Origin of the sequence: Pseudomonas sp. ENNP23, from assembly GCF_001728945.1 — a bacterium.
In the GTDB taxonomy this organism is placed as follows: domain Bacteria; phylum Pseudomonadota; class Gammaproteobacteria; order Pseudomonadales; family Pseudomonadaceae; genus Metapseudomonas; species Metapseudomonas otitidis.
Map to the genome: position 1 here is coordinate 40,826 of NZ_LYSP01000016.1, position 15,436 is coordinate 56,261.

Below are 15,436 nucleotides of genomic sequence, written 5' to 3' on the forward strand. Positions count from 1 at the left end.
TGTAGCATAGCCCGCAGCGTCTTGCGCAGTGCTCAATTGGAGCATGCATTCTCTTTTGTGACAAAGACTTATGAGGCCTTTTTATGAGCGACGTCAAGCATTCACGTCTGATTATCCTGGGCTCCGGCCCAGCCGGTTATACCGCCGCCGTATATGCTGCACGCGCCAACCTCAAGCCTACCGTCATCACCGGCATCCAGCCCGGCGGGCAACTGACCACCACCACTGAGGTGGACAACTGGCCCGGCGACGTCGAAGGGCTTACCGGCCCCGCACTGATGGAGCGCATGCAGAAACATGCCGAGCGCTTCGACACCGAGATCCTCTACGACCACATCCACACCGCTGAGTTGCAGCAACGCCCCTTCATCCTCAAGGGCGACAGTGGCATCTACAGCTGCGACGCACTGATCATCGCTACGGGCGCGTCCGCCCAGTATCTTGGCCTTCCGTCCGAGGAAGCCTTTGCCGGCAAGGGGGTTTCGGCCTGCGCCACCTGCGACGGCTTCTTCTATCGCAACCAGGTTGTTTGCGTGGTTGGCGGCGGCAATACCGCCGTCGAAGAGGCGCTCTACCTGTCCAACATCGCCAAGGAAGTACACCTGATCCATCGCCGCGACAAGCTGCGCTCGGAGAAAATCCTGCAGGACAAGCTCTTCGAGAAGGCAGCCAACGGCAACGTCCGCCTGCACTGGAACCAGACCCTGGATGAAGTCCTGGGCGACAAGACTGGCGTTACCGGCGTACGCCTGAAGAGCACGAAAGACGGCACGACCCAGGAACTGCAGTTGGCAGGCGTATTCATTGCTATCGGCCACAAACCGAACACTGATCTTTTCCAGGGCCAACTGGAAATGCGCGACGGCTACCTGGTGATCCGTGGTGGCTCAGAGGGCAATGCCACGGCGACCAGCATCGAGGGCGTCTTTGCCGCCGGCGACGTAGCCGACCACGTCTATCGCCAGGCAATCACCTCGGCCGGCGCAGGCTGCATGGCAGCCCTGGACGCCGAGAAGTTCCTCGACGACAGCCACTGACGACGAGGCAGGGCGGCCATGCCGCCCTCCCCTTCCATGCTGACCTGGCTCAATCGCGACACCTGTGACTTCCCTCCCCTGGAGCGCGCACTGCGTGAGCCCAACGGCTTGCTCGCAGCAGGCGGCGACCTGAGCGCGGAGCGCCTCCTCGCTGCCTATCGCCACGGTTGCTTCCCCTGGTTCCAGGAGGGGCAGCCACCACTCTGGTGGTCGCCCGACCCACGCACCGTCCTATCCCCCCACGAAGTTCACGTATCACGCAGCCTGGCGAAAATCCTTCGCCAGGGCAGGTTCCAAGTGAGCTTCGACACGGACTTCGCAGCCGTGATCCAGGGGTGCGCAGGCCCTCGCAGCTATGCCGACGGAACATGGATCACCGACGCCATGCAACAGGCCTATATCGAGCTGCACCAGAGGGGCTTTGCCCACTCGGTGGAAGTCAGGCTGAACGGTGAACTGGTGGGCGGCCTCTATGGCCTGGCCATTGGCAAGCTGTTCTTTGGCGAGTCCATGTTCAGCCGGGCAGACAATGCTTCGAAGGTCGGCTTCGCCACGCTGGCCACCCACCTCGTCAAATGGGGGTTCGTATTGATCGATTGCCAGATGCCCACCTCGCACCTCCAGAGTCTGGGCGCCTACGCCATCCCCCGCAGCGAGTACGCCCGCTACCTTCAGCTGTACCTCGACCAGCCGAACACCGCCAACTGGACCGCTGCCTAGGCGAGTCGCCAACCCTGACATACACTTGCGGAAGGCTTTTCCGAGGTTCCGCCATGACCGAGCTGGCCCGTTTGAAGTTCTATGCCACTCAGCCACACCCATGCAGCTATCTGCCCGGGGAGCAGGCCACCACGCTGTTCCTCGACCCCAGCCAGCCCATGGATGTGGACGTCTATGCCGAACTTTCGGAAATGGGTTTCCGCCGCAGCGGAGACCACCTGTACCGCCCCCACTGCCAACGCTGCACTGCCTGCATTCCTGCCCGCATTCCTGCCGCACCGTTCAGCCCCGATCGCCAGCAGCGCCGCATCCTCAAGCGGAACGCGGACATCGAAGTACGCGGAGTGAAACCCTCCTTCACGGAGGAGTACTACGCGCTCTACGTGCGCTACATCGAGGAACGCCATGCCGACGGTGACATGTACCCTCCGAGCCGCGACCAGTTCTCGACCTTCCTGGTCCGCGATCTTTCATTCTGCCGCTTCTTCGAGTTCCGCCTGCAGGGACGCCTCATCGCTGTAGCCGTCACCGACGTCCTGCCAAACGGTCTTTCCGCCGTTTACACCTTCTATGACCCCTCGGAAGAACGGCGCAGCCTGGGCCGCTTCGCGATCCTCTGGCAGATCGGCGAAACCCTCCGCCTGGGCCTTGAGGCGGTCTATCTCGGATACTGGATCAAGAACTGCCGCAAGATGAATTACAAGACCCAGTACCGCCCAATCGAGCTCTTCGTGAATCAGCGCTGGGTCACTCTGACCTGAAGCCCTTGGCGAGCGGTGGCATTTTCGGGCACAATGCACGCCGTTTTTGCCAGGCGCCGATTGCACCCGGCCATTCTTTGATTCCGAGGGCTCTACTGCATGTCGAAAGAAGACAGCTTCGAAATGGAAGGCACTGTCGTCGACACCCTACCCAACACCATGTTCCGCGTGGAGTTGGAAAACGGGCACGTCGTCACCGCGCACATTTCCGGCAAGATGCGCAAGAACTACATCCGCATCCTGACCGGTGACAAAGTTCGCGTCGAGCTGACTCCCTATGATCTGAGCAAAGGCCGCATCACCTACCGCGCTCGCTGATCAGATCCAGAAAAAAGCCCGGCAATCGCCGGGCTTTTTCGTTTGCCTGACTATCAGGCCATCTCGGCCGTCGTCTCGAACTCGAAGGCCAGCTCATCACCCTTCACATCGACGTGCACCACGCCGCCGTGATCGGCCAACTCACCAAACAGGATTTCTTCTGCCAACGGGCGCTTGATCTTGTCCTGGATCAGACGAGCCATGGGGCGAGCCCCCATCTGCACGTCATAGCCGCGCTCCCCGAGCCATTCCCGCGCCTCGTCACTGACAACCAGCTGGACACGCTTGTCCTCCAACTGGGCCTGCAATTCGGTGAGGAATTTGTCGACCACGCTCTTGATGGTCTCCATCGACAGCCGACCGAACTGAATGATGGTGTCCAGGCGATTGCGGAACTCGGGCGTAAAGCTCTTCTTGATCACCTCCATCGCATCGGACGAGTGGTCCTGCTGGGTGAAACCGATGGACGCTCGCGCAGCAGTCTCGGCGCCCGCGTTGGTGGTCATGATCACGATCACGTTGCGGAAATCAGCCTTGCGCCCGTTGTTGTCCGTGAGAGTGCCGTGGTCCATGACCTGCAGCAGAAGGTTGAAGACCTCCGGATGCGCCTTCTCGATCTCATCCAGCAGGAGCACACAGTGGGGCATCTTGGTGATGGCCTCGGTCAACAACCCGCCCTGATCGAACCCGACGTAGCCGGGAGGCGCACCGATGAGACGCGAGACGGTGTGCCGCTCCATGTATTCGGACATGTCGAAGCGCACAAGTTCGATCCCCAGCGCTTTCGCCAGCTGGCGCGCGACCTCGGTCTTGCCCACACCGGTAGGACCGGCGAACAGGAAGGAACCGACCGGCTTGTCCGGGGACTTCAAACCGGCACGGGAGAGCTTGATGGCCGTTGACAGCGAATCGATGGCAGCATCCTGACCGAAGACGGTGAGCTTGAGGTCACGTTCGAGATTGCGCAGCAGCTCCTTGTCGGAACTGGTGACATGCTTGGGCGGAATGCGTGCGATCTTCGCGACGATATCTTCCACCTGAGCCACTTCGATCCGAGCCACGCGCTTCTCTTCCGGCTGAAGGCGCTGATAGGCGCCCGCCTCGTCGATCACATCAATGGCCTTGTCAGGCATGTGCCGATCGTTGATGTAACGAGCCGCCAGCTCTGCCGCAGCACGCAGCGCCTCATCGCTGTACTCGATGTGGTGGTGCTGCTCGAAGCGCGGCTTGAGCCCTTTAAGGATGCCAATGGTGTCCTCGACGGAAGGCTCGACCACATCAACTTTCTGGAAGCGCCGAGCTAGCGCCCGATCCTTCTCGAAAATGCCGCGGAACTCCTGGAAGGTCGTCGAGCCGATGCAGCGAATCTCACCCGAAGACAGAAGAGGCTTGAGAAGATTGGATGCATCCATCACCCCTCCGGATGCTGCCCCTGCACCAATGATGGTGTGAATCTCATCGATGAACAGGATTGCATGGGGGCGCTTGCGCAGCTCGTTCAGCAGCGCCTTGAAGCGCTTCTCGAAGTCGCCACGGTACTTCGTCCCGGCCAGCAACGCACCGAGATCCAATGAGTAGACGACACTATCAGCCAGCAATTCCGGCACCTGGCTGTCCACGATTCGCTTGGCAAGCCCCTCGGCGATGGCAGTCTTACCAACACCAGCCTCACCGACCAGCAACGGGTTGTTCTTGCGACGACGCGCCAATATCTGCGCAACGCGCTCGACCTCTTGCTCGCGCCCTACGAGCGGATCAATGCGCCCTTGGCGAGCAAGCTCATTCAGGTTACTGGCATAAGCGTCGAGCGGATGACCTGCCGAAGAAGACTCTCCACCTTCCTCGTCCTGCATTTCCTGCTCGCTTTCGTGCTGCTCGCCATGCCCAGGCACCTTGGAGATACCATGGGCGATGTAGTTGACTACATCGATACGAGCGACACTCTGCTGCTTGAGCAGGAAGACAGCCTGGCTCTCCTGCTCACTGAAGATAGCGACCAGCACGTTGGCCCCGGTGACTTCACGCTTGCCAGAACTCTGTACATGGAAGACCGCACGCTGCAGGACGCGCTGAAAGCCAAGCGTCGGCTGGGTTTCACGATCCTCATCATGCTGCGGGATCAGCGGCGTGGTGGAGTCGATGAACTCCTGAAGGTCACGCCGGAGCTTATCCAAATTAGCGCCGCAGGCGCGGAGGACGGCGGAAGCAGCATCGTTGTCCAACAGGGCCAGCAGCAAGTGCTCGACCGTCATGAACTCATGACGTTTTGCGCGTGCTTCCTTGAAGGCAAGATTGAGGGTGACTTCGAGCTCGCGGTTCAACATAGCTTCACCTCATACCCAAGTGGCCGGATTAACCGTCCTTCTCGATCTCACAGAGCAGCGGATGCTGACTCTCTCTCGCGTATTGATTCACCTGCATAGCCTTGGTTTCAGCAATATCGCGCGTATACACACCACACACAGCCCGCCCTTCGGTATGGACGGTCAGCATGACCCGCGTCGCCACTTCACGATCCAGATTGAAGATGGTTTCCAGCACCTCGACCACGAAGTCCATCGGCGTGTAGTCATCATTGAACATCACAACCTTGTACATGGATGGCGCTTTCAGAGCCGGCTTGGCTTCCTGGAGCACCAAGCCGGCATCACCACCACCAATGTGCTCGGGTCGATCCTGATTGAATGTTAGTCGAATCTGGCTGCTTGCATGCATGCTGGAAAAAGCTTCTTGGCCGATGGAAAGGAACGCCCCATGGAGTTTGACCCGCCTCTCAGCCGGTCGCCGCATCGCCTTGACTAAAGGCAAAAGGGTGTTACAAACAAGGGATACCCACCTACGGGTATCAAGGGTTCCGCACCTTCGTCCGCCCGGTCGGGCATGGCGCGGGGTCGTAGTGGATGATACTCCAGTGATGGAGTCCTTTGCAGAGGGATATCAGCATGGTTAGCGGTAAGGTCAAGTGGTTCAACAACGCCAAGGGGTATGGATTTATCCTCGCTGAAGGCCGAGATGAGGACCTGTTCGCCCATTACTCGGCGATCCAGATGGAGGGCTACAAGACCCTCAAAGCTGGCCAACCGGTAAGCTTCGACATTATCCAGGGCCCGAAGGGTCTGCATGCCGTGAATATCAGCCCTGTCACGGCGACCAGCGATACCCATGGCACCGCTGCAGTTGCTATTGCCAAAGGCAGCGCCGTCGAAGCCTGACTCTGAAAGCTGGAAAACAAAAAGGCCGGTCAACTTGACCGGCCTTTTTTTGTTGCACGCCTTAGCAATTACATGTGCGTGATGATGGCGTCACCAAATTCGGAACAGGACTGCAGCTTGGCACCATCCATCAGACGCTCGAAGTCGTAGGTGACGGTCTTCGCCGCAATGGCACCGTTCACGCCCTTGATGATCAGGTCCGCAGCCTCGCCCCAGCCCATGTGGCGGAGCATCATTTCGGCGGAAAGAATCACCGAGCCCGGGTTCACCTTGTCCAGACCTGCGTACTTCGGCGCAGTGCCGTGGGTTGCTTCGAACATCGCGACCGAGTCCGACAGGTTGGCGCCCGGAGCAATACCGATACCCCCCACCTCAGCCGCCAGGGCATCGGACAGGTAGTCGCCGTTGAGGTTGAGGGTCGCGATCACGTCGTACTCGGCCGGGCGCAGCAGAATCTGCTGCAGCATGGCGTCGGCGATGACGTCCTTCACCACGATGTCCTTGCCGGTGCGCGGATTCTTGAACTGCATCCACGGCCCGCCATCCAGCAGTTCAGCACCGAACTCCTGGCGCGCAATCTCGTAGCCCCACTCTTTGAAGGCGCCTTCGGTGAACTTCATGATGTTGCCCTTGTGCACAAGGGTCACGGAGCTGCGGTCATTGTCTACCGCGTACTGCAGGGCCTTGCGAACCAGGCGCTTGGTGCCTTCCTCGGAAACAGGCTTGATACCGATACCGCAGTTCTCGGTGAAGCGGATCTTCTTCACGCCCATTTCCTCGGTGAGGAACTTGATGACCTTCTCGGCCTCAGGGCTACCCGCCTTCCATTCGACACCCGCATAGATGTCCTCGGAGTTCTCGCGGAAGATCACCATGTCCACGTCGCCGGGCTTCTTGACCGGGCTCGGCACGCCTTCGAACCAGCGCACGGGGCGCAGGCAAACGTAAAGATCCAGCTCCTGGCGCAGGGCCACGTTGAGAGAGCGGATGCCACCGCCCACCGGCGTGGTCAGCGGACCCTTGATGGATACGACGTAGTCGCGCACGGCCTCCAGGGTTTCCTTGGGCAGCCAGGTGTCCTGATCGTAGACCTGAGTGGCCTTCTCGCCGGCATAGACCTCCATCCATGCGATCTTGCGCTCACCGCCATAGGCCTTGGACACTGCAGCGTCCACGACCTTGATCATTACAGGGCTGATGTCGACACCAATACCATCGCCCTCGATGAAGGGAATGATGGGGGTATTCGGTACGTTCAGGGACATATCCGCGTTAACGGTGATTTTGTCACCGACTGCCGGAACCTGGATCTTTTGGTATCCCATGCTGAGCTCCATATTGTGGTTTGAGAATGCTCTTGCGGCCCGTGAGCCTACTCCAAACGGGCGGTCATCGACCATATCTTCCTTAGTCGAAACATCGTGCCAGAGCCAGCCAACCGAAAGGAATGGTACACTGCGCGCCGTGACCTCATGGTCACCTGGGTCGAGCAGTCTGGGACCAGGCTCAACTGACCCTGAAGCGGCCAGACCACCATCATGATCGGGCCGAGCAACGCTCTACTGGCGCTCCATTACCCCTCCGCGGCAATTCTCGGCACTGCTCAACATCAGATCCGTTTGAGCGACTGCATCTACCGGTGCGCTACGAGAGTCTGTGCGCGTCCAGCATAGAAGAGAGTCAAACGTTAATGCCCAACCGTCCGAAGATTACCTACACCTTCACCGACGAAGCCCCAGCGCTCGCCACCTACTCCCTCCTCCCCATCGTCAAGGGATTCGCCGCCTCCGCCGGCATCGACGTGGAGACCCGCGACATCTCCCTCGCCGGACGCATCCTCGCCACCTTCGCCGACACCCTCCCCGCCGACAAGCGCATCGAGGATGACCTGGCCTACCTGGCGACCCTTGCGACCGCCGCCGACGCCAACATCATCAAGCTGCCGAACATCTCCGCATCGGTACCGCAGCTGAAGGGCGCCATCGCCGAACTCCAGGCACTGGGCTACAACGTCCCCAATTTCCCTGAAGATCCGCAGAGCGAAGAAGAGAAGGAAATCCGCGCGCGCTACACCAAGGTGCTGGGCAGCGCCGTGAACCCGGTCCTGCGCGAAGGCAACTCCGACCGCCGCGCCCCGGCAGCCGTCAAGGCCTACGCCCGCAAGCACCCTCACTCCATGGGCAAGTGGAGCATGGCCTCCCGCTCCCACGCCGACTACATGCGTGGCGGCGACTTCTTCTCCAGCGAGCAGTCCATCACCATGGCCAAGGCCGGTGACGTTCGCATCGAATTCGTCGGCAAGGACGGCCAGGTCGAGCTCAAGAAAAAGCTGGCCCTTCAGGACGGCGAAGTGCTCGACAGCATGTTCATGAGCTGCAAGAAACTGCGCGCCTTCTTCGAACAGACCCTGCAAGACTGCAAAGAAACCGGCGTCATGTGGTCCCTGCACGTCAAGGCCACCATGATGAAGGTCTCCCACCCGATCGTGTTCGGCCACGCCGTCAGCGTTTACTACAAGGACGTCTTCGACAAATACGGCGACCTGTTCAAGGAACTGGGCGTCAACCCGAACAACGGCATCAGCAGCGTCTACGACAAGATCAAAGCCCTGCCCGCCTCCCAGCAGGAAGAGATCCTGCACGACATCCACGAGGTCTACAGCCACCGCCCCGAAATGGCGATGGTCGACTCCGTCAAGGGCATCACCAACCTGCACATCCCCAGTGACGTGATCGTCGACGCCTCCATGCCGGCCATGATCCGCAACTCCGGCCAGATGTGGGGCAAGGACGGCAAGCAGAAAGACACCAAGGCCGTGATGCCGGAAAGCACCTACGCCCGCATCTACCAGGAAATGATCAACTTCTGCAAAACCAACGGCGCGTTCGACCCCACCACCATGGGCAGCGTACCGAACGTTGGCCTGATGGCGCAGAAGGCCGAGGAATACGGCTCCCACGACAAGACCTTCGAGATGACCGCCGACGGCACCATGCGCGTCGTCGCCGCCGACGGCACCGTCCTGATGCAGCACGAAGTGGAAGCCGGCGACATCTGGCGCGCCTGCCAGACCAAGGACGCCCCGATCCGCGACTGGGTCAAGCTGGCCGTCACCCGTGCCCGCCAGTCCAACACCCCGGCCATCTTCTGGCTGGACCCGGAGCGCGCCCACGACCGCGAACTGCAGAAGAAGGTCGAGCTGTACCTCAAGGACCACGACCTGACCGGACTGGACATCCGCATGATGGGCTACAACGAAGCCATCCGCGTCTCCATGGAACGCATGATCCGCGGCCTGGATACCATCTCGGTGACCGGCAACGTCCTGCGTGACTACCTGACCGACCTGTTCCCCATCATGGAACTGGGCACCTCGGCCAAGATGCTCTCCATCGTCCCACTGATGGCGGGCGGTGGCATGTACGAAACCGGCGCTGGCGGTTCCGCGCCCAAGCACGTGCAACAACTGGTGGAAGAGAACTACCTGCGCTGGGATTCCCTCGGCGAGTTCCTGGCCCTGGCCGTCTCCCTCGAAGAGACCGGCATCAAGACCAGCAACGCCAAGGCCAAGCTGCTGGGCAAGACCCTCGACGAAGCCACCGGCAAACTGCTGGACAACAACAAGTCCCCGTCCCGCAAGGTCGGCGAGATCGACAACCGTGGCAGCCACTTCTACCTGGCGCTCTACTGGGCCCAGGCCCTGGCCGCCCAGGACGAAGATGCCGAACTCAAGGCCCACTTCGCCCCGGTCGCCAAGGCCCTGACCGAGCAGGAAGCCGCCATCGTCGCCGAACTCAACGGCGTACAGGGCAAGCCTGCCGAAATCGGCGGCTACTACCGCTCCAACCCCGAGCTGACCAGCCAGGTGATGCGCCCCAGCGCCACCTTCAACGCGGTCATCGACGGACTGGTCGCCTAAACGACCTGTAGCACCAGAACCCCCGGGCATGTCCCGGGGTTTCTTTTTCCGGCGCAGCCCTGCGAACATGTCGCCCCCTCAGAAGGAGCCACACCATGACCTGGCAACCCCACATCACCGTCGCCACCGTGGTCGAAGACCAGGGCCGCTTCCTCCTGGTCGAGGAAGAAGCCGACGGCCGGGCCGTCCTGAACCAGCCCGCCGGCCACCTCGAAGCCGACGAGACGCTGCCCCAGGCCGCCCTGCGGGAAACCCTCGAAGAGACCGGCTGGGAGGTTGAACTCACCGCCGTCACCGGCATCTACCTGTACACCGCCCCCAGCAATGGCGTGACCTACCAGCGCGTCTGCTTCGCCGCCCGCCCCCTGCGCCATCGCCCCGACCTGGCACTGGACGACGGCATCATCGGCCCGCGCTGGCTCACCCGTGACGAGCTGGCAGCCCAGCAGGACCGCTGGCGCAGCCGCCTCGTCCTGCGCTGCGTCGACGACTACCTGACAGGTGAGCGCTTTCCCCTGGCCCTGATCCGCGACCCGGCCTGATCGCCCCCATTCGCCGCAACTGGTAGAATCCCGTTCTTTTTGCAGCAGCAACAGATCCCCATGTCCGATAAAGCCAACACCCGCGTCATCGTCGGCATGTCCGGCGGCGTAGACTCCTCGGTTTCCGCCCTCCTGCTGATGGAACAGGGCTACCAGGTGGAAGGCCTGTTCATGAAGAACTGGGACGAGGACGACGGCACCGAGTACTGCACCGCCAAGGAAGACCTGGCCGACGCCCAGGCCGTCTGCGACCGCATCGGCATCAAGCTGCACACCGCCAACTTCGCCGCCGAGTACTGGGACAACGTGTTCGAGCACTTCCTCGCCGAATACAAGGCTGGCCGCACCCCCAACCCGGACATCCTCTGCAACCGCGAGATCAAGTTCAAAGCCTTCCTCGACTACGCCCTGATGCTCGGCGCCGACCTCATCGCCACCGGCCACTACGTGCGCCGCCGCGATATCGACGGCCGCACCGAACTGCTCAAAGGCCTGGACCCGAACAAGGATCAGAGCTACTTCCTGCACGCCGTCGGCGGCAAGGAGATCGCCCGCACCCTGTTCCCCGTCGGCGAACTGGAAAAGCCGGAAGTCCGCGCCATCGCCGAGAAACACGGTCTGGCCACCGCCAAGAAGAAGGACTCCACCGGCATCTGCTTCATCGGTGAACGCCGTTTCAGCGATTTCCTCAAGCAATACCTCCCCGCCCAACCGGGTGACATCGAGACCACCGATGGCGACGTCATCGGCCGCCACCACGGCCTCATGTACCACACCATCGGCCAGCGCCAGGGCCTGGGCATCGGCGGCATGAAGGACGCCAGCGACGAGCCCTGGTACGTCCTCGCCAAGGACGTCGCCCGCAACGTCCTCGTGGTCGGTCAGGGCAATGAACACCCGTGGCTGTTCTCCCGCGCCCTGCTCGCCTCCGAGATCTTCTGGGTCAACCCCATCGAACTGGACGCCCCGCGCCCGCTCACCGCCAAGGTGCGCTACCGCCAGGCTGACCAGGTCTGCACCCTGGAGAAGACAGCCGACGGCTACCGCGCCGTCTTCGCCGAGCCCCAGCGCGCCGTCACCCCCGGCCAGTCCGTGGTCTTCTACGACGGCGAGGTGTGCCTCGGCGGCGGCGTGATCGAAAGTGCCGAGCCCTGGTACAGCGAGGAACGCACCTGATGGCCCCGCTGAACGAACAGCTCATCGCCCTTGGCGGCGTCTTCGAAGCCGCTGCCCTGGTCGACCGCATCGCCAAGACCGGGCAGATCAGCGAAGCCCCCCTCGCCTGCATGATCGGCAGCCTGCTGGTACGCGATCCGAAAAGCACACTGGACGTGTACGGCGGCGACGACATCAACCTGCGCGACGGCTACAAGGCCCTGGTCAGCGCACTCGAACGCGAGCCTGCCAGCCTACAGCGCGAGCCCCTGCGCTACGCCCTGTCGCTGCTCACCCTCGAACGCCAGTTGGCCAAGCGCGACGACATGCTCGACCAGATCGGCAGCCGCCTCGACCAGATCCAGCAGCAGGTCCAGCACTTCGGCCCGGCCCACGACAACGTCGTCGCCTCCTGTGCCTCGCTCTACCAGGACACCCTCAGCACCTTCCGCCAGCGCATCCAGGTGCATGGCGACATGCGCTACCTGCAACAGCCCACCAACGCCGCCAGGATCCGCGCCCTGCTGCTCGCCGGCATCCGCTCAGCCCGCCTCTGGCGCCAGCTTGGCGGCCACCGCTGGCAATTGCTGTTCAGCCGTCGCAAGCTGCTCGCCGAGCTCTACCCCCTGCTGCGAGGGTGACCCCAACAACCGGTCGCCGGAAGGCGACCGGTCGAGCGCGGCGACCGGGTCGGTTTTCATGTATCATGTGCGCCCTTTTCGTTGACCGACCTGCCCGAGACCCCCTCCATGCAGCTCTCTTCGCTCACTGCGGTTTCCCCCGTCGATGGCCGCTACGCCGGCAAAACCAGCGCCCTGCGTCCGATCTTCAGTGAATACGGCCTGATCCGCTTCCGCGTCCAGGTCGAAGTGCGCTGGCTGCAGCGCCTCGCCGCCCACGCCGGCGTTCCGGAAGTGGCGCCCTTCTCCGCCGAAGCCAACGCCCTGCTGGACAAGCTCGCCGAAGACTTCCAGCTCGAGCATGCCGAGCGCATCAAGGAAATCGAACGCACCACCAACCACGACGTGAAAGCCGTGGAATACCTGCTCAAGGAGCAGGCCGCCACGCTACCGGAACTGGCCAAGGTCAGCGAGTTCATCCACTTCGCCTGCACCAGCGAGGACATCAACAACCTGTCCCACGCCCTGATGCTGCGCGAAGGCCGCGACCAGGTGATCCTGCCGCTCATGCGCCAACTGGCCGATGCCATCCGCGATCTCGCCGTGCGCTTTGCCGACGTTCCCATGCTGTCCCGCACCCACGGCCAGCCCGCCTCGCCCACCACCCTTGGCAAGGAAATGGCCAACGTCGTCTACCGCCTGGAGCGCCAGATCGCCCAGGTGGCCGCCGTCCCGCTGCTCGGCAAGATCAACGGCGCCGTCGGCAACTACAACGCCCACCTGTCCGCCTACCCGGACATCGACTGGGAAGCCAACGCCCGCGAATTCATCGAAGGCGACCTGGGCCTGAACTGGAACCCCTACACCACCCAGATCGAGCCCCACGACTACATCGCCGAACTGTTCGATGCAGTCGCCCGCTTCAACACCATCCTCATCGACTTCGACCGCGACGTCTGGGGCTACATCTCCCTCGGCTACTTCAAGCAGAAGACCGTTGCAGGCGAGATCGGCTCCTCCACCATGCCGCACAAGGTCAACCCGATCGACTTCGAGAACTCCGAAGGCAACCTCGGCATCGCCAACGCCCTGTTCCAGCACCTGGCCAGCAAGCTGCCGATCTCCCGCTGGCAGCGCGACCTGACCGACTCCACCGTGCTGCGCAACCTCGGCGTCGGCTTCGCCCACAGCGTCATCGCCTATGAAGCCAGCCTCAAGGGCATCAGCAAGCTGGAGCTGAATGCCCAGCGCATCGCCGAAGACCTGGACGCCTGCTGGGAAGTCCTGGCCGAGCCGGTGCAGACCGTCATGCGTCGTTACGGCGTCGAGAACCCCTACGAGAAGCTGAAGGAACTGACCCGCGGCAAGGGCATCGGCCCCGAAGCCCTGCAGACTTTCATCGACGGTCTGGCCATCCCTGCCGAAGCCAAGGCCGAACTGCGCAAACTGACCCCGGCTGCCTACATCGGCAACGCCGTGGCCCAGGCCAAGCGCATCTGACGGGCAACCGCCTCCATACGCCCGGCCGTGCCGGGCGTTTTTATTTCACAGGTTCACTGCCATGACTTCCGATCTTCCCCTGCAAATCCTCGGCGGCATCTCTGCCCGCGAATTCCTCCGTGACTACTGGCAGAAGAAGCCGCTGCTGATCCGCCAGGCCATCCCCGGCTTCGAAAGCCCCATCTCCCCTGATGAGCTGGCCGGCCTGTCCCTGGAAGAGGAAGTCGAGTCGCGCATCATCCTCGAACACGGCGAGCGCCCCTGGGAGCTACGTCGCGGCCCCTTCGCCGAGGACACCTACCAGAACCTGCCAGAGCGCGACTGGACCCTGCTGGTGCAGTCCGTCGACCAGTTCGCCCCGGAAGTCGGCGAACTGCTGGAACACTTCCGCTTCCTGCCCAACTGGCGCATCGACGACATCATGATCAGCTACGCCGCCCCGGGCGGCGGTGTCGGCCCGCACTTCGACAACTACGACGTCTTTCTGCTCCAGGGCCACGGCCGCCGCCGCTGGCGCATCGGCCAGATGTGCGACGCCGACAGCCCGCTGCTGCCCCACGGCGACCTGCGCATCCTCGCCGAATTCATGGGCACCGACGAATGGGTGCTGGAACCCGGCGACATGCTCTACCTGCCGCCGCGCCTCGCCCACTTCGGCACCGCCGAGGACGACTGCATGACCTACTCGGTCGGCTTCCGCGCCCCCAGCGCCGCCGAAGTGCTCACCCACTTCACCGACTTCCTCGCCCAGTTCATCCCGGACGAGGAGCGCTACAGCGACGCCGACATCCAGCCGGTCGAAGACCCGCACCAGATCCAGCAGGACGCCCTCGACCGCCTCAAGGCCCTGATCGCCGAGCACATGAGCGACGAGCGCCTGCTGCTGACCTGGTTCGGCCAGTTCATGACCGAGCCGCGCTACCCCGAACTGGTCACCGGCATCGAAGTCGATGAAGAAGCCTTCGTCGGCGCCATCGAAGACGGCGCCGTGATCATCCGCAACCCCAGCGCGCGCATGGCCTGGTCGGAAGTGGACATCGGCCTGGTGCTTTTCGCCAGCGGCCAGAGCCGTCTGCTGCCCTCCTCCCTGCGCGAACTGCTGCGCCTGGTGTGCTCCAGCGATGCACTGCACATCGAGAACCTCGGCCGATGGCTGGCTGACGAAGACGGGCGTAAGCTTCTGTGGGAACTGATCAAGCAAGGAAGTCTGGAGTTTGCCGATGAGTGAGATTCACGTCCGAATCGCCGACTGGCAGAAGGACAACGCTGACTTGCGACGCATCCGCGAGGCCGTCTTCATCGCCGAGCAATCCGTGTCGCCTGAACAGGAGTGGGATGCCGAGGATGCCGACGCCGTGCACTTCCTCGCCCTCGAGCACGAGTACGCCATCGGCACCGCGCGCCTGTTGCCCGACGGCCACATCGGTCGTGTCTCGGTCCTCAAGGATTGGCGCGGCCTGCATGTCGGTGATCGCCTGCTCGAAGCAGTGATCGCCGAGGCCGAACGCCGCGGCCTCAAGCAGCAGATGCTCTCGGCCCAGGTCCACGCCACGCCGTTCTACGAACGCCATGGCTTCCGCGTGGTCAGCGAGGAGTTCATCGAAGCCGGTATCCCCCACGTGGATATGGTGCGCGACAGCCAATAGAGGTCC

14 protein-coding genes and 1 pseudogene are annotated in these 15,436 nt (G+C 62.4%); 12 read left to right on the forward strand and 3 right to left on the reverse strand.

The annotated features are described in order from the left end of the window. Window positions 1–83: 83 nt before the first annotated feature. The 4 genes from trxB to infA all read left to right on the forward strand — a co-directional run bounded on the left by trxB (window position 84) and on the right by infA (window position 2,836). Entirely contained in the window at window positions 84–1,037 is a 954-nt protein-coding gene (gene trxB / locus A9G05_RS11340) for a thioredoxin-disulfide reductase (protein ID WP_069561076.1), read from the forward strand. Window positions 1,038–1,073: 36 nt separating this feature from the next. Then, a complete protein-coding gene (gene aat, locus A9G05_RS11345) occupies window positions 1,074–1,757 on the forward strand; it encodes a leucyl/phenylalanyl-tRNA--protein transferase (protein WP_069561117.1) in 684 nt (227 codons plus the stop codon). Window positions 1,758–1,810: 53 nt separating this feature from the next. Beyond that, window positions 1,811–2,518, forward strand: a complete 708-nt coding sequence (locus A9G05_RS11350; RefSeq protein ID WP_069561077.1) for an arginyltransferase — start codon at window positions 1,811–1,813, stop codon at window positions 2,516–2,518. Between the two features lie 99 nt (window positions 2,519–2,617). Continuing rightward, the gene (gene infA / locus A9G05_RS11355; RefSeq protein WP_002553999.1) at window positions 2,618–2,836 is read left to right on the forward strand and encodes a translation initiation factor IF-1; all 219 of its coding nucleotides are present in this window, start codon (window positions 2,618–2,620) and stop codon (window positions 2,834–2,836) included. A 53-nt stretch (window positions 2,837–2,889) separates the two neighbouring features. On the opposite strand, the gene clpA is transcribed toward infA, so the two are convergent. After that, on the reverse strand, window positions 2,890–5,160 hold the full coding sequence (clpA, locus tag A9G05_RS11360; RefSeq protein ID WP_069561078.1) for an ATP-dependent Clp protease ATP-binding subunit ClpA: 2,271 nt from the start codon (window positions 5,158–5,160) through the stop codon (window positions 2,890–2,892). Between the two features lie 28 nt (window positions 5,161–5,188). Then, window positions 5,189–5,551 (reverse strand): ATP-dependent Clp protease adapter ClpS, encoded by a 363-nt coding sequence (gene clpS / locus A9G05_RS11365; protein ID WP_069561079.1) that lies wholly within the window; start codon window positions 5,549–5,551, stop codon window positions 5,189–5,191. A 227-nt stretch (window positions 5,552–5,778) separates the two neighbouring features. Between clpS and cspD the strand changes: the two are divergent. Then, window positions 5,779–6,037: pseudogene (gene cspD / locus A9G05_RS11370) on the forward strand (cold shock domain-containing protein CspD); the annotation flags it as partial. 79 nt (window positions 6,038–6,116) lie between these two features. Here the strand turns inward: cspD and icd are convergent. Beyond that, the gene (gene icd, locus A9G05_RS11375; protein WP_069561080.1) at window positions 6,117–7,373 is read right to left on the reverse strand and encodes an NADP-dependent isocitrate dehydrogenase; all 1,257 of its coding nucleotides are present in this window, start codon (window positions 7,371–7,373) and stop codon (window positions 6,117–6,119) included. 365 nt (window positions 7,374–7,738) lie between these two features. Here icd and A9G05_RS11380 point away from each other — a divergent pair, with 365 nt between their 5' ends. The 7 genes from A9G05_RS11380 to A9G05_RS11410 all read left to right on the forward strand — a co-directional run bounded on the left by A9G05_RS11380 (window position 7,739) and on the right by A9G05_RS11410 (window position 15,430). Beyond that, window positions 7,739–9,967 (forward strand): NADP-dependent isocitrate dehydrogenase, encoded by a 2,229-nt coding sequence (locus A9G05_RS11380; RefSeq protein ID WP_069561081.1) that lies wholly within the window; start codon window positions 7,739–7,741, stop codon window positions 9,965–9,967. 95 nt (window positions 9,968–10,062) lie between these two features. After that, window positions 10,063–10,509 (forward strand): NUDIX hydrolase, encoded by a 447-nt coding sequence (locus A9G05_RS11385; protein ID WP_069561082.1) that lies wholly within the window; start codon window positions 10,063–10,065, stop codon window positions 10,507–10,509. A 60-nt stretch (window positions 10,510–10,569) separates the two neighbouring features. Beyond that, window positions 10,570–11,685, forward strand: coding sequence for a tRNA 2-thiouridine(34) synthase MnmA (gene mnmA, locus A9G05_RS11390; RefSeq protein ID WP_069561083.1), 1,116 nt, complete (start codon window positions 10,570–10,572; stop codon window positions 11,683–11,685). Next, complete coding sequence (hflD, locus tag A9G05_RS11395; protein WP_069561084.1) at window positions 11,685–12,305, forward strand: high frequency lysogenization protein HflD; 621 nt, start codon at window positions 11,685–11,687, stop codon at window positions 12,303–12,305. The genes mnmA and hflD overlap by 1 nt, the downstream gene beginning before the upstream one ends. Window positions 12,306–12,413: 108 nt before the next feature. Further along, window positions 12,414–13,784, forward strand: coding sequence for an adenylosuccinate lyase (gene purB / locus A9G05_RS11400; protein ID WP_069561119.1), 1,371 nt, complete (start codon window positions 12,414–12,416; stop codon window positions 13,782–13,784). Between the two features lie 61 nt (window positions 13,785–13,845). Then, window positions 13,846–15,012, forward strand: coding sequence for a cupin domain-containing protein (locus A9G05_RS11405; RefSeq protein WP_069561085.1), 1,167 nt, complete (start codon window positions 13,846–13,848; stop codon window positions 15,010–15,012). Then, a complete protein-coding gene (locus A9G05_RS11410; protein WP_044406283.1) occupies window positions 15,005–15,430 on the forward strand; it encodes a GNAT family N-acetyltransferase in 426 nt (141 codons plus the stop codon). Before A9G05_RS11405 ends, A9G05_RS11410 begins: the two co-directional genes overlap by 8 nt. Window positions 15,431–15,436 lie beyond the last annotated feature (6 nt).